The following is an 18,768-nucleotide window of genomic DNA, read 5'->3' on the forward strand; positions in this document are numbered from 1 at the left end:
GAGTGCTCCTTACTTCGCTGCACCTTTCGATACGGCCGTCATCGCAAGACGAGAGCCGCTACCTCCAGCCGACTTTGCATCGGACGTGCCAGTGATGAGACCGCCCAGGAAATTTCCAGCGCGAACTCCCGCCCATCCGAGTGCCATCACCCAGAACGTCGGTAACACGATGAACATCATCGCCATCACGAAATTCAACAGCATATCGCCGAAAGTGTTATTCAACCCCATCAGCGGGTTGAAGTTGCTGTGCGGCGAATGCCAGCCGTAGAGCGCGTCCAGGATCGTGCTGTCGATCCAGCGCGCGAGCTGGAACCAGAAGTCCACGAAGAACAGCGCGAACTGGACGCAGCTCACCGTCACCACCGTCTTCAGGTCGTAGGTGCCGATCAGCAGCACCAGCGGGATGCAGATGACGAGCGCCATCTTGAGCATGGTCAGCACCATCGGCAGCGCCTGGCGCACCACGTCCATCGCGGGGAAGAAGCCCAGCGAGCCCACGGTCAGCCCCAGGTCGCTCGCGCCGCGCGTGACGATGTTCGGCAGCGTCCTGTCGATCTGACCGCCGTAATCGGTGTAGACGGCGCCCTGGTTCATCTTCTGCTGCCGCGGTGAGACCACGGCGCGAATCACCGAGTCATTGACCTCGCTCTGCGACAGGAAGCCCACCCAGCGCCCGATGCGAGTCAGCAGGTCCGGGTCGACCTGTGCCAGCAGCCGGCTGCGCAGTCCCTGGCCGCCATCGGCCCACCACTGCCGGCAGGATGGATAGCCGCCGCCGCTGTCCACCTGTGCCAGACCCGCATCGCGGGTCGCGTCGTAGGGCCAGGCCGTGCGTGGGGTCTTGGCGCGATAGGTGTCATAGAAGCCGGGCGTGTCGAGGAAATAACTCGACCCGATCCAGGTGACGTCGTTCATCTGCTCGTCGGAGAGCGTCGGCCGGTTCATGAACAGCTTGGCGCGCGACGGCCCGTAGCAGTCGTGCGTGAAGTCGGCGACCTCCTGTGCCAGCACCGGATCGTCGATGCGCGTGGCATCCACATCCATGCGGATCTGACGCAGGTCCGTGCCGCAGGGAATCGCCGCCACCGCGGCCCCGGTGACCGCCTTCGAGATGGCATGCATGAAGAACCACCACACCGGCACCAGCGCGCTCTGGTCGTTGAGCGCCGTGTAGACGTTGGCCCAGCCCGTGTCGTTGGGCAGCGGGACGTTGACCTGGCATTGCGCGGAGCGCGTGGTGTCGAACTTGATCGTGGCAAGATCCACTGGGATGAACGGGATGCCGGCGAACAGGATGACCACGATCGCCACCCACACCCGGCTCTCGATGCGAATCGACGACAGCACGCCCTTGTTGCCTTCGTCCGCACCTTCGCTGCGGGCCTTGAGCCATTCCTGGATCACGATGGCCACGAACGGCAGCCCGAACACGCCGCTGGCCACGAGAATGCTCCAGATGCCGTTGTTGACCACCCAGGCCACCAGGGTCAGGTAATACTCCAGGTAGTCCGTGGTGTAGAGCGTCATGCCCGCCTCCCGGTCTCAGCCGTGCCGCAACGGTTGGCTGGCTTCCAGAGCTACCACGGCGATCACGGCCGCGATCTCCGTGCGCAGCAGGCGCTGATGCGTCTCGCGGGACGGCTCCCGCCGCAGCAGGCGCCGACGCAGCCACCACCAGCCATAGGCCGTCGCCCCATAGAGGCACAGCCGCCACACGAAGAAGTGGCCGGCGTGCGCCTGCAGCCAGTGCTGCCAGCCCTCGATGCCGCCGACCACGTGGATGCCAGCGATGTTCACTGCCGCCGCGGCGGCGACCACCAGCAAGGTCCACAGCAGCGCGATCCCGATACGACGTTTGAACAGCCACGGTAGCCGCAACCAGGTCGGCCGGCTCATGGCGTGCCGCTCCGCGGTTTCTGGACTTCCCGCAGCCGATCGCGCGTGGTGTCGCCCTCGAAGACACCGCGTGAGCCGACGGCGCGGATGCTGTGGCGCTGGATGATCGCCATCGCCGAGTTGCCGGCCAGCGTGCGGCGCAGCTCCAGCTCAGTCTTGAGGTTGTTGATCTCCTGCTCCAGCGCGCTGTTCTCCTGGTCGACCGCCCGCACGGCCAGCTCGTTGGCGGCGACGTTCGGCTCCTTCTTGCCGGTCAGCAACGTGCGTTGCAGCAGCAGGGCCTTCTCCAGCACGCTGGACAGCGCCGCCTCCGACGCCAGGCGCTTGCCCAGCAGGTCATGGTCGGGTTCGTCACGCAGGGCCTCGATCACGCCGCGGGTGATCGGCAGCGAGCTGCTGCCGGCTGCGTCGAGATTGGCCAGTGTCGTCGGCCGGGCGCCCGTCACCAGCTCCTGCAGCACTTGCAGCTTGGTCTCGTACTCTTCCTGGATCATTGGTGTCAGCCCGACGCCAGGCGTGGTCTGGGTCTTCGTGCAGCTCTCGCAGGTGCGCTGCTCACGCTCGCCCAGCACGCGGTTCGCAAAGGCCGCGGCCGCTTGGGGCGACGACCAGGTCTGGCAGGTCAGGCGGTTGCCGCAGGCGTTGCGCGCGATCAATGAGGTATCGGTGGCGCTGCGCCCGTTGAGCAGGTTGTAGCCCGCTCGCGTCACGTCGCCGACCACCTTGATCGAACTCTGGCTGGAGCCGCCCGCGTTGCTGCCACCGACCCAGGGCACGCCGTTGTTCCCTTTGTTGGACTCGGCCTGCTCGATGGCGGAGACGGCATCGGTGCTGCTGACCGCATCCCGCAGCGCCATCCCCTCGGCGAGCTGGTCCCAGCCGGCCTGGCCGCCGGCCATGTCCGCCATGCGATTGGCGATGGCCCGGCAGGTCATCTTCGAGCGGTCGAAATCCAGGCGCGCCTGCAGGATGCCGTTGGTGAGCAGGTTGTAGAGCCCGGGATCGGCGCGCTGGATGATCAGCGCCGGCAGCGAGGCCACGGCGCTGGTGGCGTTCTGGATAACGTTGCTCATGATCGTCTGGAAGCCGTTGCTGATGCCGTTGAGCTGGTTCTGCAGGGTCGTGGTGATGCTCATGTCGCCGCAGATCAGGTTGCTGTTCCAGCCGACCCCCACGCCGATGCTCTGCATGTTGCCGGCACCCCCCATCGACACGGCCCGGCCGCCGCCGATGCTGTAGAGCACGTCGTCGCCGATCACGCTGCCGCCGACGTTCACGCCATTGGGATCGATGCGCGTCTGCGCCCAGGCGACGCCGACGGCCAGCGTGATGACCGCCACGAGCAGCGTGGCCCGCAGATGCGGCTTCGCGCGGCGCAGGAAGTCAGGGAGGGAGGCGTTCATCGTGGGTTCCTCACATGAAATCGACGCTGCCGAGGAAGACCTGGCCACGGCGCTGGCAGCAGGAGTACGGCCGCCACAAGGCCCAGGCGTAGTCGCCTTGCTGGGCCTGCACGCGGGTGCGGCTGTGCGGGAAGACCACGCAACTGTTCGAGCGCGTGGGCGTCAGCTCCTGCCACTTGCCCGTCGAGGCGTCGGTCTCCATCAGCGCGCCGGCCGGCCAGTAGCCGTCGCGGGCGTTGGCCAGCAGCGGCTGGTACACATGAATCTGGTTGCGGCGGGTGACGATGTCGCCCGCGCGCTGCGCGACCACGGCGCCGCTCTTGTAGTCGTCGGTCTGGTGCAGGAAGCCACCGCGCGGATACACGTTGCCCCAGAGGTTCAGGCCGGTGCGCGTACCGATTTCGCGCCGGCCGGGGATGAGCGCTTCGGGGTAGAACGCTTCCGGGATGTTGTAGCGCCAGGCGATCGTGTCGAGCGTACTCAGCAGATACGGCATGAAGGCCGTGCCAGCGCCTTCGCAGGTGTAGCCGGAGGCGCTGGCGAACTGGCTGAACACCATCCCGGCCGGATGGCCGATGACATCGGCGTTCTTGAACTTGGCGAGGTTGTTCTCGTTGTCGTGATTGGTCGTGCCGTCACCGCCAGCCTTGGCGGTCGGGTTGCGCATGCTCATCGCCCTGACTTCCAGCCACGGGTTTTCGCCGGTGTTCGAGTAGCTCGACACCACCGCATCGGGGACATAGTGGCGCACCTTGACGGAGGTGCGCACCGAGCAGCCGAAGGGCGTGCAGTACAGCCAGTAGCAGATTCCGACCACCCGGTATTCGAGGCAGTCGGGGGACAGGGCCGAGGAGACGATTGTGGCGGTGTCCAGGGCGAACGTCGACGTGGCCGCGCTCAGCAGCAACGAGGCGGCGGTGGTGCGCAGGCGTCGGGATGCCAGCAGGAGGCTCATGGCTGCGTGCTCCGGTAGGCGTTGATGCGCGCGACGGCGCGGGGCACGTCGGGCTCGCCGTAGACCACGTAGCGTCGATCGACCACCACGGCGGGAATCTTGGCGATGACCAGCCCCCAGGCATCTGCGACACCTTGGTAGGCATGGCCGATGCGGCGTTGTAGCGCATCGCCGCCATCGCGCAGTCGCTGGCGCACCACGGCTGCGGCCTGTTGCGGGTCGGCCTGCAGGTGCGCGGCGAGTTCGACCTCGATGCGCGTGGCCTGGTCCAGCTCGATGATCCGCACGCCGGCCGGGGCCTGCACCGGATGACGGCTGTCGGTGACGACGAGCACATCGGCGGCCGCTGCGATGGGACCGAGCAGCGCGGCGCACAGTCCAGCGGCCAGCCGGGCGGCCAGGGGGCGCCGCGAGGCGGCAGGAAGGTTGAGGGAATGAGCCGGCATGTCGCGCCTCCGCGGAGTCGATGCAGACTCGTAGTCGAGCGCAACGCAGATCAGGGGACGACAAAGAAACCGAAACCGGTCAGTCCCGATTCTCTGCGGGCCGGCGAAAAGAAACGGGAGCCAAGGGCTCCCGCGGTGATGAAAGGAATGCGCGTGGGGTGGTGGTGCTACAACAAGCCGGCTTCGGCGAACGAGTACGGGCTGCCCTTGCCGACGATGAAGTGGTCCAGCACTCGGACATCGACGGTGGCCAGGGCGCTCTTCAGCCGCTCGGTGATCGCACGATCAGCGGCCGAGGGCTCGGTGGTCCCCGAGGGGTGCTGATGCGCCAGGATCAGCGCCGAAGCGTTGAGCGCCAGCGCACGCTGGACAACCCCCCTCGGATACACCGAAGTCTGGTCGACCGTGCCCTTGAACAGCGGCTCAAAGGCGAGCACCTGGTGCTGGTTGTCGAGAAACACGATGGCGAAGATTTCGTTCGGCTCCGCGACCACTTTCAGGCGCAGGTAGTCGCGCACGGCGGCGGGACTGCCCAGCGCCGGACCGGCCTTGAACACGCGGTTCTCCAGCAGGGTGATGGCCTGCCGGATGATCCAGTCTTCGTGCTGGGCGGCGAGCAGGGTGAGCGACTCCGGGCGGGAGTCGGCGATGACAAGAGACATGGCGAACCTCCAATGGATGAGATCGGAGGGCGCCTGCCCCTGGAGGGCAAACCCTCCTGGGGGCGATGGGGATGGAACAGGTGACGAGCGGGCATCCACCACCGCGGATGCAGTGGCTGTTCGCGTCAAGGGATGCGATGCGAACGGGTTTCGATCAACGCGCACGAGCCGCGCCGTAGCCTCGAAGATCGATGGCTACCTGGGCATGTCACCGGCGACGCCGGTGGGCATGTCTGGGGAATGGGCGGGTTCGGCTGCGGTCGTGCTGCCGGCGGCGAGCAGGTCGATGGCAGACAGCAAGGCATCGCCTTCGACGGGACCGTGCAGCAGGAGGGTCTTGCCGGACTCGCGGTCGCGCAGTTGCAGGGCCGGCGTGGCCGCGATGCCCCGCTGTGCGGCTTCCGCCGCCTGGGCATGGATTACGGCATCGGGGCGCTCGCTGTCGAGACAAGCCTGCATGGCTGGCGTGAGGTCGGGATAGCGCAGGCCCTCCGGCAGGCCCTGGCCGTCGCCGCGGGTGTTCGCGTAGAGCCAGGCCACCGCCTGCCAGAACGTGGCATGTCCGCCGATCTCGCCCGCGCACTCGGCCAGGCGTGCCCCGGCAGTCGCGGCCGGCTCGTGCATGGACAGCGGCAGGTGGTGTGCCACCGCCAGTTCACCTCGGGATGGGCGTCTATCCAGCGCTTGAGCGTGGGGAAGTAGGCCCGACAGTACGGGCACTCCAGGTCGGCGTACCCGACCACCGTGAAGCGCGCATCGGCACGGCCATACAGCCAGGGCGGGCCAGCCGGCTTCGGTGGCTCGGGCACGGTCGTGATCGGATGCATGAACTCCGGGGCCGCGTCGGGCGTGCGCAGGAGCAACCACCCGGCGGCGCCCACCGCCGCGACCAGCAGCGCGATCAGGGTATGGCGTCGAGTGAACGAAGGCACGCGCATGCTGTTCCTCCTTCAGGCCAATGCATCCAGCGCCAGCGGCTCGATGCCCCGCGCACGGTCGACCTTCTCGGCCACGCGGAAGGCGGCATCCAGCTCGCTGATGCCGTGCTGCTGCATCAACTGGAAGCGTTCGGCCTTCTCCTCGGGTTCGGTCATCGCCATCGCCAGGTAGAGGCTGGGCGGCACGGCGCGGAACAGAACTTCCATCGACTTGGACAGGATCACGCCTTCGGAGAACTTGCCGGCTTCCTTGCGGGCCGAGAGCATCAGCGCCTTCTGCGAAGCGTTGAGTTCTCGGAAGCGCGCGACCTTCTCGACTTCATCGGGCGGCATCGACAGGCAGATCCACCACTCGATCATGTTGAGCATGGGCTCGGCCGCTTTCGGCAGGTCGTCCAGGTTCTGCGTGGCGAGCCAGAACCAGGCGCCGAGCTTGCGCCACATCTTGGTGATCTTGACCACATAGGGCGCGAGCAGCGGGTTCTTCGTGATGATGTGGCCTTCGTCCGTCACGTTGATGATCGGGCGGCCCAGGAACTGGTCGCGCTCGGCGATGTTGTTGACGGTGTTGATGAGCGAGATGTAGGCAATCGAGAGTTGGGCGTTGTAGCCCTCGCGCGCGAAGGTGGCCAGGTCCACGATGGTGATGTCGACTTCCGGCCACGGCGTGCCGGACCGGTCGAACATCTCGCCGTCCACGCCCTGGCAGAACATGTCCATGGCGTCGGCCATCTCCAGCAGCCGTGCGCGCCGCATCTCCGGCAGCGTGGCATCGCCGGCGCGCTCGCGCAGCGCGTCGCGCACGTCGCGCGTGAGCACCGTGCGTCCGTCCGCCATACAATGCCGGGCCGCATCGAGAATGCACTGGCGGATCAGGCTGCGGTCGGCGCGCGTCATGCGCGCTTCTTCCTTGTCCTCGCCGCCGGTGATCATCAGCCGTGCAGTGATCTCCAGCTCGCCGAGCACGTCGCGCTGCTCGTCGCCTTCCACGGCCATGCCGGCATCGGTCTGGTCTTCGTCGAGCGCATCGGCGTCCAGCGTCTGCACCTGGCTCGGCGTATCGACCAGCCGCCAGGCGTCGGCGAACGGCGCCAGACTGACGCCCCCGCCGGGCGCGAGCTTCACCCGGTGCACGGTGAGGCCCAGCCGTGCCGCGAAGTCGCCGAACAGGCCGAAGCTGTTGCCCGCCTCGACGATGAACAGGCGCGGCCGGTAGATCGCCGTCAGCTGGTTCAGGATGTTGTTGAGCGTCGCGCTCTTGCCCGAACCCGTCGGGCCGAACAGGAACAGATGCGCGTTCATCTGCCGGTCGAGGCGGTTCAAGGGATCGAAGGTGATCGGGCCGCCGCCGCGGTTGAAGAACGTGATGCCCGGATGCCCCGTGCCCTGGCTGCGGCCCCAGACCGGCGCCAGGTTCGCCGCATGTTGCGCGAACATGAGCTGGGTGTACCACTGGCGCTTGTCGGCAGCCGGATCGAACACGCACGGCAGCCAGCGCAGATAGCTGTTCAGCGGCGCCACCTCGTCTTCCTCGCGCACCGGCTGCAGGCCCGCGTTGAGCATCACGTTGACGAGTTGCAGGCCGCGCGCGTCGAGCTGGGCCAGGTCGCGGCCGCGCAGGTAGAACGCCAGTGCGCCGCGGTAGAGCTTGTGCGCGCTACCGATCAGGCCGCGCGCCTGCTGCACGTCCTGCCGGGTCTGCTCCGAGGCCAGGGTCTCGCCAACGGCCTTCCTGGCGAGGTGGTTCAGGTGCGCCTCCAGCACGTCCTGGGGCGTGGCGACCAGCGTCAGGCACATCACCGTGTCCTCGGGCATCTGGTCGAGCAGCGCGTTCATGGCGTCGCCGCCTTTGCGCGTCTCGCCCGTCAGATGGCCCGTCACGGGTGGCGTGCGCAGGCGATCCATCACGATCACCCGATGCGGCATGCTGTCGAAGAACCAAAGGCCGTTGGGCACGTCCGAGCGTGGCTTGCCGAAGAACAGGCGCTGCGCGAAGTCGGTGCCGCTGGCGAGTTCGATCTCGCCCTCTTCCCGCTCTTCCGGGTAGCGGGTCAGCGCATAGAAGCGCTCGCGGTCTTCGGCGCTCGGGCCGAGCAGGGTCGGATGCGGGTTGAACCAGCGCAGCAGCCAGGCGTGGATGTCCGTCGCGCCGAGACGCCGGGCTTTCACGCCGGCATTCGCCAGCACGCCGACCAGGCGGTCGCAGGTCGTGGTCAGCGCCTGCTCGGGCGACTGGCCGCGCTGTGGGGTCGGGGCCGCGGACGTGCGGCGATAGACCACCATGCGCACGCGCCGGACCTGGCCGCGCCACGGCAGGCGCGTCACCGTGGTGTCCTCGAACAAGCCGCCCGGCTTGGCGATGGCCTGCAGGTGATGGGCGAAGAAGCGCAGGTAGAAGTCGCTGAACGCGCTTCCCTGCGCACGCGGCTGCAGATAGTTCGCCAGGGAGCGCAGATAGTTGTTCCAGTCGGCCTCGTCCTGGGCGTAGAGCTGCACCACCCAGGGGTTGTCGTCCAGCTCGTCGAAGGAGTCCTGCAGGGCGCTCTCCAGCGCATCGCGCGCCTGCCATAGCCAGGCCATCTCGCGGCCCTCGGTGCCGACCGGCGCCAGCTCGAAGAAGGCCGCCACCGACTGGCCGTCTTCCAGCAACATGCACTTGCTGCCGGGCAGGTACTCGACCCAGGGCAGCAAGTCCGCGAACGACGGCGCGACGCCATAGAGCGCATCGTGGTCGGCCTGGGTGGCCGGCCTGCGCCGGCCCCGGCCGAGCGCGCTGCCCGGCTCGGCGACACCCTGTGCCGCCAGCGCCGTTACGTGCCGTGCCCAGGCATCATCGGCCGCATCCACGGCGTCAGCAGGCGAAGCGTCGGGCTTGCGTGACCACGGCAGCGACCAGGCCATCAGTAGTCCTCCACGCGCTCGCCCGGCATCGCGTACTGCACGCGCTGGTAGAGCGGGAACACCGTGCTGTAGCCGGGCACCGGCACCGGGTCGGTGCCCGCCAGGTGCGGGAACACGTACATCACCAGGTCGGGGTTCGGCAGGCGGTGGAACTGGCGGTGAATCTCGTTCTGCGCGGTACGGGTGTAGCGCGCCTGCACGCCGGGCGCCGCCTGCACAGCGGCCTCGGTCAGCGGCCGGCGCAGGCCCTGGCGCGCATCGAGCAGTTGCCGCGCGGCCTGGCCGCCGCCCGCGCTGCCGCCGGTCTCCTGATGCCAGATGTCGAGCATGGTGTTGTGGCCGTGGGGCAGGAGCTTCTCCTTGCTGGTGGCGCAGCCGCCGAGCAGGGTGGCCGCCAGCAGCACGGCGGCCGCCTCAATCCAGATCCGAGGCATGGGTTTCTCCGGTGCGGTGGTGGACCCGACGCCCCTTGGCGTCGTAGTCGATGTCGAGCGGCTGCTCCAGATGCACGGCCACCTTGGCGCCGGGCTGCACGTAAACGGCCGCGAAGGCCTGGCCGTAGAGCTTGTTGACCCAATCGGCCATGTCGCGCACGCCGCCCGCGAGGATGCGGCCCATCGCTTCGTTGCCGCTGATGCCGACGGTGCCCAGCGAGCCGTTGTTGTTGGCGACCACGGCCACGCTGCCGTTGTCGGACTTGATGAGCGAGGCCGCGCCGGCGCCCGCCGCGGTGATGAGCGCCTGGCTGCCCAGGTACTGCTGGGCGTTGCTGCGCCGCTCGCCGCTGACGCAGGGGATGCCGTAGGGGTCGCTGATCCAGCCCAGGCCCCCTTGGATGCTGGCGCCGTTGTGACCCGAGTTGCCGCCGCTGCTGCCGCCCTTGCTGCTGTCCTCCGGCACCGTGCGGATGGTGCCGTCGTGGAACACGAACGTGACCGAGCGGATTTGCCCGCGCACGCACGAGAGCGTCCAGTCGCCCGAGGCCGTGCCGCTGACCACAGCGCCGGCCACGTCGGGGATGTCGATGCCGTTGGCCGTGAGGTTGTCCGGGCCGATCAGCACCTTGAACGGATAGGGATCGTTGACGGTTCCATCGATCGGCACGCGCCCGATCAGCGCCGTCATGGCAATCGACCCCATGAGCGTCGAGTTCGACGGCACGGTGTAGACAGCCTTCGTGGATGCGCCCACCGCGCGGCTGCCGACGTCGGCGACGGATTCCGCTGCGGCCGACAGGCTTTTCTGGGCCGGCCCGAAGCTCAGGGGAAAGCTCGGCTCCTTGCTGCCGTTCCTGGCGTCGACCTTGGTGTCGTCGGGCTCGACCCACTGCGTGCCACCGACGCCGCGGTTGAAGCGCTGGCCGTCACCCTCTTCGAGCCCTAGTCCGACGGGCAGGTCGGACGGGCCACCGCCGGCAAGGCCGTCCAGTTGCCGCTGCAGATCCTGCAGCAGACCCTGGGTCTGCTGCCGGTCGCTGGCCACCTGGGCGCGCTCCTGCTCCAGGCGGTGGCGTTCGCCTTCCAGCGCGCTCTGGATGCGCTGGTCGATCGCGCCTTCCCGCGCCCGCAGGCGCTCGTTCTCGGCCTTGTGCTGCCTGTTGTCGCCGAGCGCGCTCTGCAGCTCGGTGCGCAGCTGCTTTACCTGCGCGACCAGGGTGGCGACGGTATCGCGTGGCGTGTCGCCGGCGATGCCCAGGGCCTTCATCTCCTCGGGCGTGAGCGTACCGGCCGCGCCCTTGGGGGCGGGCTGGCCGCCGGGGGCGCCGGAGAACAGTTTGATGCCGACGACCACCAGCAGCAGCGCCATCGGGATCAGCAGCCACTTGAGCAGCGGATTACTCTTCAATCGCGCGCTCCTCCGGTCGAGCCGGCCGCGGCGGCCGGCGGCAGGTTCACGGTGGCGTCGATCGGGCTCAGCGCCGGCAGCAGCGACTCGGCCAGGCCGTGGCCGCGCGTTACCAGGTAGAGCACCGTGGTGTCGGACGGGGTGCCGGCCGGCCCCAGGTTCGGATGCTGGAAGGTCGCCGCCACGAAGTGCCCCTGCAGCGCGCGCGGGTCGAGGTCGAGCCAGCGCGCGGCGGTGTTGGTGAGCCGCACGGCCGTCACCCACTGGTCTTCCAGGCGCCACGCGGCCAGTGCCCGCGCGTGCACCGGCAGCGTCGGCAGCAAGGTATCCAGCGCGAGGTCGCGGCGCAGGTTCACGCGCCCGATGCCGGACACCGGCTCGACGGTGCGCAGCGGCGCGTACAGGTTCTGTGCGGCATGGCGCGTCAGCACGACCGGTAGCGGCGTTTCGCGCCGGGGAACGGATTCGTCTACGGGCGCATCGGCCTGCTCGTCCGCGCCGCCTGCCGCACCGCCGCCGTAGCGCTTGGGGGGGGCCTCTGCTGCCACGATGCGCACCGGCTCCAGCGGCGCCTGGCCGTCCTGCGCCGGCTCGGCGGCGATGTCGAGCAGGATCAGCGCGCCGGATTCCACGTCCTGCAGTTGCAGCCGTATGGGCGGAATCGGCTCGCTCGCCCGCAGGTAGATCGCGCCGCCCGCACTCTGCACGCGCAGCTGGTCGCCGACGCCGGCCGGCACGCCGACGCGCACATTGCGGTCGATGAAGACCACGCGCTCCTGGCCGACCACCAGCGGCACCGGCAGGGGCAGGCGCTCCCAGCGCAGGATTTCCACGGCCTGGCTGGCCGGCATGAAACCGAGGATCAGCAGGACGCCGGCCAGGGCCGACAAGGCAACGGACTTCATGGGGAGCCTCTCTGCAGGCTGCCGGAGGCGTTGGCGGGCGCGCCCGTCTGGGTCGGCGTCGGCGGCGGTTCGATGCGCTGGGGTGCGCCGGCGTAGCAGTCCAGCGCCAGGCCAAAGGGGTTGCGCTCGGGATCGATGTCCAGCCGGACGACCTTGATGGGGTAGCGCACCAGGGCGCGCTTGACCTGCTCGGAGCCGTAGTATTCGTCCGCGCTCACGTCCAGCGTGACGATCCAATCGCGGCCGGAAACCACCTTGACGCGCGTGGCCGGATCATCGCCGTAGCCGCGGCCGGGAATCTCGTAGATGCCGCGCACGCGCCGACGCAGCTCGCCACTGGCGCGCCGGTATTCGTAGTCCTGCTGCAGGAAGGCCCGGCAGCTCGGTGTCAGGTAGGCCGACAGCGCGCGCAGGTTGCGTGGATAGTCTTCTTCGCCGTTCGTGGGCCAGCGCTGCACCTGCTGCCAGATGTAGAACGAGAAGGCATACACGCTCTCGGGCGGCACGTCCCACCACTTGCGCGTGCTGCCCGAGCGCAGGTCCGGCGGCACATGGATGGTCAGACTCTTCGGCGCACTCCACCAACCGAAGCCGAGCAGCAGCGCCACCGCGAACAGCGCGCCGGCGCCCAAGCGCAGCGTCTTCACGTGCGCCTGCAGATGCGCAACCTCGTTCTTGAAACGACTCATGGCGCACCTCGATCGGCATTGCGCCGGGTCGTCCAGTAGCCCGAGCGGGTGACGAGGCGCTGGCCGCCCAGGAGCGCTGCCAGCGCCGGATTCCGCAAGGCCAGCCGCCACTGGAGCTGCCGGTACAGCCAGGTGTCGGGCCGACCGCGCTTCTGCGCGCGCAGGAAGCCGCCGCCGACGAAAACGCCCAGCGCGATGCCGGCGACGATCAGCGTGGGCACCATGGCGATGCTGTGCGTGAGCCAGGCCAGCGGCAGGCCGAGCGCGAACCCGGCTGCGGCAGACAGGCCGGCGCAGATCCACAACTCATCGGCGGTCAGCCCGCGCACGACCACCGGCTGGCGGTTCAGCCGGTGCGGCAGGAAGGTCACCAGCGTGTCGCGCGGGGTCTCCGAAGGATCGGCCATCGCTTGCCGCCCTTACAGCACGCCGGTGGCTTTGGTGAGCAGCCAGATGCCGACCACCAGCAGGATCGCGCCCACGGCGACCGTCAGGCCGAACTGGCCCCAGGTGGCGCGGCCGGTGTGGATCTCCGAGTAGCGTGTGTAGGCGTGATAGCAGACACCGATGAACATCGAGGCGACCACGAGCAGCGCGATCAGCAGCACGATGTCGTAGCCGTAGTTCTGCAAGGTCTGCAGGATGCCGCTGCCTTGGCCGCGCGATGGGTCTTCCATGGTCGGCAGGCCCTGCGCGAAGGCCGACAGCGGTAGGCCCGCGAGCGCCAGCGGCAGCAGCGGTGCGGCGATGCGGGACGGGATGCGATGGGATGTCGTTGGAGTGTTCATGGCGTATGGCCCTTCGTGACGGTCAGGAGAGGAGGAAGAACGTCAGCACCAGGTACATCGCCACGAAGCGCACGACGACGGCGAGGAACTGACGTTCAGTGATGCGGTGCTCGGCCCAGCCGACGTAGGCCGTGCGCATGGCCCACACGCCCCACAACAGCAGCACGGCGAACACGAAGCCAAGCACCACGACGGACACAGCCGATGGCGCAAAGCCACCGTTGGCCTGGAAGGCGGCGACCTGATCGGCAGAGGGCGTCATGGCGATGGCTCCTCGTCGTCGGTGCGGTCGCGGCGCAGGTAGTCGCCGGCCAGCGGCACGGGATCGCGCGGCTGGGCGCGCTGGGGCACGAGGAAGTCCTGCACGCCGGTGCGCACGCGCTTCAGGTCGGCGCGCAGCCGGGCGTAGTCGAAGTGGTAGCGGGCGCGCGCCTGCGGCGCGGTGGTGGTGGCGTGCTCGGCCAGTCGGTCGATCAGGTCGAGCTGGCGCGCGAGCGCGGCGAGCTGCTCGTGTTCAGCGCTGGCATCGCCGGCCGATGCGGGCGATGCGCCGGCCAGCGCGGTGATCAGCGCCAAGGCCAGGGCCGGCACACGGCGGCAAGGGGTCACCGGGTTGCCAAGGGGTATCATCACGCCGTTCCGCAGTCGTCTGGATGGTGGGATGCTGCGGTGGTCGGCTGGAACATGCCGCAAACAATCGGCACGGGCGGCGCACCGGATTCACGTAATCTACTTCGTAGAGTGCCAAGCTAGCGCTTGCCGTGTCCGGCGTGCCCTGCGCCGGAGCAGCCAATCCACGACCGGGGCGAGCGCCGTTGGCAGCACCTGCACTTCTTCCAGTTTCGCGTCTCATCGATGCCCACCGCCGTGGGTGGGGTGCACGCAGTGAACTTCAGCGCGGCGCGGCGGCCGGGTGTGGACGAGACTAACGCCCGTCGCGGCCAGCGCTCTACGTGACGTTGTTCCATAATACCGATGCGCGGCGCTTGCTGTTCGCCACGCCGGGCCGGGATGCCCAGACCTTTGCGACGTTCGCAGCCGATCTGCGTGCGTATGGTGGCGAGCCCGACGCGATCACCGACATTGGTATCGACTGCCCAGGGCCTTCCAGGCGGGCGCGGCCAAGCAGCATCCGCAGGCGCGCCTCGCCTTCGATCCATTTCATGTGGTGGCGCTGGCCAGTCGGGCGCTCGACCAGGTTCGGCGTGCGGAAGTGAAGCTCGCGCCGGAGCTAAAAGGCAGTCGTTGGGCGTTGCTCAAGCGCGCGGCGCACTGGTATCGCAAACAGATCGACAGCATGCATTGGCTGCAGCGCAGCGGCCTGAAGACAGCGCGTGCCTTGCGCCTGAAAGAGGCATTGCGCCAACGCTATCAAGCACGCCCCGCACCGGATGACGCCGCTAGCCTGCTCGACCGCTGGATCTCGTAGGCACGTCGCTGCCGGCAGCGGACGAATGGCTTCGCCTTCGCTCCTGATGCCCCTCTCGTGAACTCAAGTCCGACAGGCTACTAGGCAGCGGTGCTAAGGATCCTCTGAAGTAGCCATGCATTTCTGGCTGACTTCAGCCTCCGCTGATTTTAAAAGCGGCAAATCAATCAGCCGCCGCGAGCAACTCGCGGTAGCCATTCCCCTCACTACAGGTGCACCTCTCCTGCGTTCGTCAGTAAATGCGGGCGTGCCATCCACCGATTCGACAGCGCGAATAGTGTCACCAGTTGCGCCGTGTTATTCGCCAGACCCCTCCTGCCGTCTCGATGGCATACACAACTTAAACTTTTCTGCAGCGCTCTTGGTGGGCGCCACAGCTCCGGCGTAGAGGCTGAGCAGCAGGCTCACCTCGTTGCGGGCCATCGCGTCCTAGACAGTGGAGGCGCCGCGATCAGTCGATGAGAGGTGTGCGTCGAGCGCCGACTTGACCTTGCCCATGTACGCCTCGGCGCTGCCTCGCTTGCGGAGAGCGCCAGGATCTTCTCCGATGGCCAGTCGAACTTGCCGAGGTTGGTGACCAGGAAGAAGGCATGCACCAACAGGTCATCGGGGCGTTCCTGCACCACCAGCACCAGCACCAGCACCACCAGCACCACGCGCCGTGGCGTCGGCCAGGAACCAGCCTGGTACTCAAGGTCGTGGCACCACTCCCGAGGCTGCTCGGGTTGACGGCCCGGTGGCCGCTTCAGGTGCGGTGCCGCCAGCTTCTGCAGGCCGATGTGGCTGCGCAGCAGGCCACCCACCATGTCGCCCGTTTCGGCCAGCGAAGCCACCAGCGGTGAGTAAATCCGTGCGCTGTAAAGCCCATGAAACGCCGAGCCACCCTAGTGGCCGTGGACATCGATCGGCACGCCGTCGATGTCCAGCGTCAGCTGCTCGGGGCGTTGGCCATGCTTCAGCGAGGTCAGACGCCAGACCACCAACAGCAGCAGGTCTTCATGCACAGCATCGATGTTGTCATTTCGCCCCATGCAGGTCAGCAGCCGCGACAGCGTGGCTTGAGACAGCCGACCCTGAGCTAGGGGCTTCATGCCACGCGCACCGCTGCAGGCCAACTGCCAGAGCGGGTCACGGCGCAGCGTGCCGGTATCGCTGAGATCGATCCAGCCCATCGCGCGCTGCAGCACCAGAGTGCGAAGCTGGCTGGCCAGCGAATGACGGATGCGCAGCGGGTTGCGGAGGTCGATCAGATTGTCCTCCAGCGCCTCGATCACGCCGCTGTTCGAGGGTTTCACGCAACAACAGAGCACCGCTGTCGCTGGTGGTGCGCTGGCCGCTCAGCTCGACACGAACAGCGCCGTTTCAGGAGTGCGTCCAGGCGGAAGGCTTTCACCCATAGCGGATGGCTCTCTTGGTTCATGTTCTTGGCGGAACACACTGAATTTCCGAGAGAATACCATCCGCTATCTTCGTTTTCAGGTCGGCCTCATGAATAAGCCGGGTTAATTCATGAGGTGCGCTTACTGGTCCCCCACCTGAGTCGGCTCTTTATACCCCCAAAAAAACTGATGCGCCCACGTCCACACTATCGGAACTGTCGTGCAGCTATAATCCGCGCCACCAAACAGACGGTGCAGGTGCAAGGCACCCTCGCGCCTTAATAGGCGGCCATAAATAGCACGACAACGCCCGCCAACGCCAAGCCGCCGTGCCCGATGATCGCCCACCAAGGCTTGGCGTTACGGAACAGCACCCCAAAAAACAACGCCCCTCCCAGAAAGGCTGCTACCAGCAGGCCCAGCGCCCAGAAAGCGGCCTGCGGAATCGAAGCATCGGGCCCGCCGCTAAACAACGCATAGACCAGCGTCACGAGTCCCGCGAAGGCGAGCCCACCGTGCGCCAACCTCAACCACGAAGGGTAACGCACCTTTATAGCCGTCAGCAGGGCTAAAAGTAACCCGCCCGAAGCAGCCGCTACCATCCACCAGAATATCCACTTCACAAGTTCCATCAGTTGCTCCTCAATTTGGTGTCTTTATAGAATGACGGCCGCCACTCGCCGCCCCCAATAATGTGGCATTGCTAGAATATAGCAACGACGAAAACCAGCGGTCTTCCAGTAAGCTCATTCCATCGATAGCACATTGACTTACTTGCTCGCTCAAAGACGGTCAAGAAGTATCGCTAACGAATACGCAAGTGCAACTTTCAGTCCGCCTCCTTGCTAATATTATGATCTTAAGCCAGTATCAAGACTTATCGCCACCAACCTGACCTGCAATGCACATCTCAGTAGCCACTCATGCCTACCAGGCTAGTTAACCAGATAGCTATTGAACCCGAAGATTGAGCCAACAAAGATAGCGGCTCAAATTGATCAGTTCGAACTTCAGAGGCTTACGATAAGCGTTTTAATCAGAATGAATAATTATAGGCCAGGACGAAATTATCTTGCGCCATGGACGATTTCACGGGCGATGAGGTGTTGTAAGCCGACCGGTTGGTCATACTTTCCTTGAAGGCGTGCGAGTAGGCAGCATCGAATCTGCCTGATTTGGATAACTGATAACTAAATCCTAAAGAGGCATGATCCTGTAGCACTGCTGGAATCAGCGCCAGCAGCCCTTCGTCATTGAATGGCTGCGTGGTATGACGGTATCCTGCTCGCAGGGTTAAACGCGGGGTTGCCGCATACGACGTGCCAATCGCCATGATCGTTGAATCCTTGGCATCCTGCGGCAGCTTTAAGTCAACATCGCCCATCCCACTGGCGAACCCCAATTTAATGTCCTTCAAAGCATCCTTCCAGAAAACGCGAGAAACATCAAAAGCGATCAACCATTTATCCGTGACCTGATGGCTGATACCCACATCAAGCTTGGCTGGCGTATTGAAGTCCAAAAACCGAACCTCGCCTTCGATAGGCACATTACCGGCAATACCGTCCACCGCTGTAACAGTCCCCTTCCCTTTCAAGTCGTTCATGTGACTTTTGAACATGTAGGAGACACCCACATTCGTTGTGGGGGCCACCTTGTACAATAACCCTAATCTGCCCGAATACCCCCACCCATCAACGCCACTCGAAAACTCTTTGTTTTTGCTAACGCTCAAATGGACACCCCGTGGGTCGGGCAAGGTTCCAATCACCCCCATTAAGGAGCCGGACGCTCGCCCATCCCCCGCTAGACTACCTAGCTGGTTCATTCCAAGTAAATAATCAAGATTCAAGACAGTCCACTTGGCATCAAGTGAACCGCCAATGGTCAGGCGATCGTTAACTTTAAAGCTCGCAGCAAAAGGTATATCAAGGATAACCAAACGGCTCGCATTTTCAAGACCGGTATCCGCCCCGGCAGCATAACCCTTTCCACCAACATCACCGCGCGACAAAAAACTGTCATCCCCATATTCCACCCCTACACCGGCTTGTGCAAACACGCCCGCACCGAAGGTCCAGTTGGAAACCTTGTGGATATAAGCAAACTGGGGGGCAACATAGGGTCCTCTGTTGTTCGAATGGTCACTCGACGACACATGCTCCCCGGTCTCCGGGTTAGTGGCGCCAATGTCTGTAGTGATAAGATCGAATCCGAGCAACAGTTCGCCGGCAGAATCAGATAAATCCATGGTCGCTGGGTTGACCATCATCGACGCGGGCCCGACATAATGCGCAACAGCCGTTCCACCCATGCTCCTAGAAATTGCTCCAAAGCCCTCCAAGAACAAACCTTCCGTCGCTATCGCATGGCTTGATGCGATACCCAAGATCACACCACTAATTACCTTATTGGGTAAATTTTTTATTTTCATATGCTTCACCGTTTATTAACGTTTTTATATGGGGAAAACAACATCGAACAACACATTCTCTACGCAACGTTGGAAAAGTTCCGCACGGGCCGCGC

18 protein-coding genes and 3 pseudogenes are annotated in these 18,768 nt (G+C 65.8%); 1 reads left to right on the forward strand and 20 read right to left on the reverse strand.

Features of this window, described 5'->3' with window-relative positions:
* Positions 1-9: 9 nt before the first annotated feature.
* The 16 genes and pseudogenes from REH59_RS23295 to REH59_RS23370 all read right to left on the reverse strand — a co-directional run bounded on the left by REH59_RS23295 (position 10) and on the right by REH59_RS23370 (position 14,061).
* Positions 10-1,530, reverse strand: coding sequence for a conjugal transfer protein TraG N-terminal domain-containing protein (locus tag REH59_RS23295; protein WP_064481787.1), 1,521 nt, complete (start codon positions 1,528-1,530; stop codon positions 10-12).
* Between the two features lie 15 nt (positions 1,531-1,545).
* Positions 1,546-1,899 carry a hypothetical protein gene (locus REH59_RS23300; RefSeq protein ID WP_064481786.1) on the reverse strand — a complete coding sequence of 118 codons (354 nt, stop codon included), beginning with the start codon at positions 1,897-1,899 and terminating at the stop codon, positions 1,546-1,548.
* Positions 1,896-3,302: an integrating conjugative element protein gene (locus REH59_RS23305; protein ID WP_064481785.1), complete on the reverse strand. Its 1,407-nt coding sequence runs from the start codon at positions 3,300-3,302 to the stop codon at positions 1,896-1,898. The genes REH59_RS23300 and REH59_RS23305 overlap by 4 nt, the downstream gene beginning before the upstream one ends.
* A 10-nt stretch (positions 3,303-3,312) precedes the next feature.
* Positions 3,313-4,257, reverse strand: coding sequence for a TIGR03756 family integrating conjugative element protein (locus REH59_RS23310; RefSeq protein ID WP_064481784.1), 945 nt, complete (start codon positions 4,255-4,257; stop codon positions 3,313-3,315).
* Positions 4,254-4,703 (reverse strand): TIGR03757 family integrating conjugative element protein, encoded by a 450-nt coding sequence (locus REH59_RS23315; protein ID WP_064481783.1) that lies wholly within the window; start codon positions 4,701-4,703, stop codon positions 4,254-4,256. The genes REH59_RS23310 and REH59_RS23315 overlap by 4 nt, the downstream gene beginning before the upstream one ends.
* A gap of 167 nt (positions 4,704-4,870) precedes the next feature.
* The gene (gene radC / locus REH59_RS23320) at positions 4,871-5,365 is read right to left on the reverse strand and encodes a RadC family protein (RefSeq protein WP_064481782.1); all 495 of its coding nucleotides are present in this window, start codon (positions 5,363-5,365) and stop codon (positions 4,871-4,873) included.
* Positions 5,366-5,560: 195 nt separating this feature from the next.
* Positions 5,561-6,303 (reverse strand): annotated as a pseudogene (locus REH59_RS23325) (DsbA family protein).
* Between the two features lie 12 nt (positions 6,304-6,315).
* The gene (locus tag REH59_RS23330; RefSeq protein ID WP_064481781.1) at positions 6,316-9,204 is read right to left on the reverse strand and encodes a conjugative transfer ATPase; all 2,889 of its coding nucleotides are present in this window, start codon (positions 9,202-9,204) and stop codon (positions 6,316-6,318) included.
* Positions 9,204-9,638 (reverse strand): TIGR03751 family conjugal transfer lipoprotein, encoded by a 435-nt coding sequence (locus tag REH59_RS23335; RefSeq protein WP_103455386.1) that lies wholly within the window; start codon positions 9,636-9,638, stop codon positions 9,204-9,206. Before REH59_RS23335 ends, REH59_RS23330 begins: the two co-directional genes overlap by 1 nt.
* Positions 9,619-11,049, reverse strand: a complete 1,431-nt coding sequence (locus tag REH59_RS23340; protein ID WP_103455385.1) for a TIGR03752 family integrating conjugative element protein — start codon at positions 11,047-11,049, stop codon at positions 9,619-9,621. The genes REH59_RS23335 and REH59_RS23340 overlap by 20 nt, the downstream gene beginning before the upstream one ends.
* Positions 11,046-11,954, reverse strand: coding sequence for a TIGR03749 family integrating conjugative element protein (locus REH59_RS23345; protein WP_064481779.1), 909 nt, complete (start codon positions 11,952-11,954; stop codon positions 11,046-11,048). The genes REH59_RS23340 and REH59_RS23345 overlap by 4 nt, the downstream gene beginning before the upstream one ends.
* Positions 11,951-12,643, reverse strand: a complete 693-nt coding sequence (locus REH59_RS23350; RefSeq protein ID WP_064481778.1) for a PFL_4703 family integrating conjugative element protein — start codon at positions 12,641-12,643, stop codon at positions 11,951-11,953. The genes REH59_RS23345 and REH59_RS23350 overlap by 4 nt, the downstream gene beginning before the upstream one ends.
* Entirely contained in the window at positions 12,640-13,050 is a 411-nt protein-coding gene (locus tag REH59_RS23355) for a TIGR03750 family conjugal transfer protein (protein WP_045633950.1), read from the reverse strand. Before REH59_RS23355 ends, REH59_RS23350 begins: the two co-directional genes overlap by 4 nt.
* 12 nt (positions 13,051-13,062) lie before the next feature.
* Entirely contained in the window at positions 13,063-13,431 is a 369-nt protein-coding gene (locus REH59_RS23360) for a TIGR03745 family integrating conjugative element membrane protein (RefSeq protein ID WP_045633951.1), read from the reverse strand.
* Between the two features lie 22 nt (positions 13,432-13,453).
* Positions 13,454-13,693 (reverse strand): TIGR03758 family integrating conjugative element protein, encoded by a 240-nt coding sequence (locus REH59_RS23365; protein ID WP_320450358.1) that lies wholly within the window; start codon positions 13,691-13,693, stop codon positions 13,454-13,456.
* Entirely contained in the window at positions 13,690-14,061 is a 372-nt protein-coding gene (locus REH59_RS23370) for an RAQPRD family integrative conjugative element protein (protein WP_020193684.1), read from the reverse strand. Before REH59_RS23370 ends, REH59_RS23365 begins: the two co-directional genes overlap by 4 nt.
* Positions 14,062-14,524: 463 nt before the next feature.
* Here REH59_RS23370 and REH59_RS23375 point away from each other — a divergent pair, with 463 nt between their 5' ends.
* Positions 14,525-14,860 carry a transposase gene (locus REH59_RS23375; RefSeq protein WP_081262894.1) on the forward strand — a complete coding sequence of 112 codons (336 nt, stop codon included), beginning with the start codon at positions 14,525-14,527 and terminating at the stop codon, positions 14,858-14,860.
* A gap of 206 nt (positions 14,861-15,066) precedes the next feature.
* Here the strand turns inward: REH59_RS23375 and REH59_RS23380 are convergent.
* From REH59_RS23380 to REH59_RS23395, 4 genes and pseudogenes are all read right to left on the reverse strand, one after another.
* Positions 15,067-15,174 (reverse strand): annotated as a pseudogene (locus REH59_RS23380) (IS5/IS1182 family transposase); the annotation flags it as partial.
* Between the two features lie 118 nt (positions 15,175-15,292).
* Positions 15,293-16,296, reverse strand: a pseudogene (locus REH59_RS23385) (transposase); the annotation flags it as partial.
* 221 nt (positions 16,297-16,517) lie between these two features.
* Positions 16,518-16,871: a hypothetical protein gene (locus REH59_RS23390; protein WP_011005926.1), complete on the reverse strand. Its 354-nt coding sequence runs from the start codon at positions 16,869-16,871 to the stop codon at positions 16,518-16,520.
* A gap of 404 nt (positions 16,872-17,275) precedes the next feature.
* Complete coding sequence (locus REH59_RS23395) at positions 17,276-18,673, reverse strand: OmpP1/FadL family transporter (protein WP_320450359.1); 1,398 nt, start codon at positions 18,671-18,673, stop codon at positions 17,276-17,278.
* Positions 18,674-18,768: the final 95 nt, after the last annotated feature.

Origin of the sequence: Pseudomonas sp. BO3-4 (assembly GCF_034044115.1) — a bacterium.
Classification (GTDB): Bacteria; Pseudomonadota; Gammaproteobacteria; order Pseudomonadales; family Pseudomonadaceae; genus Aquipseudomonas; species Aquipseudomonas alloputida.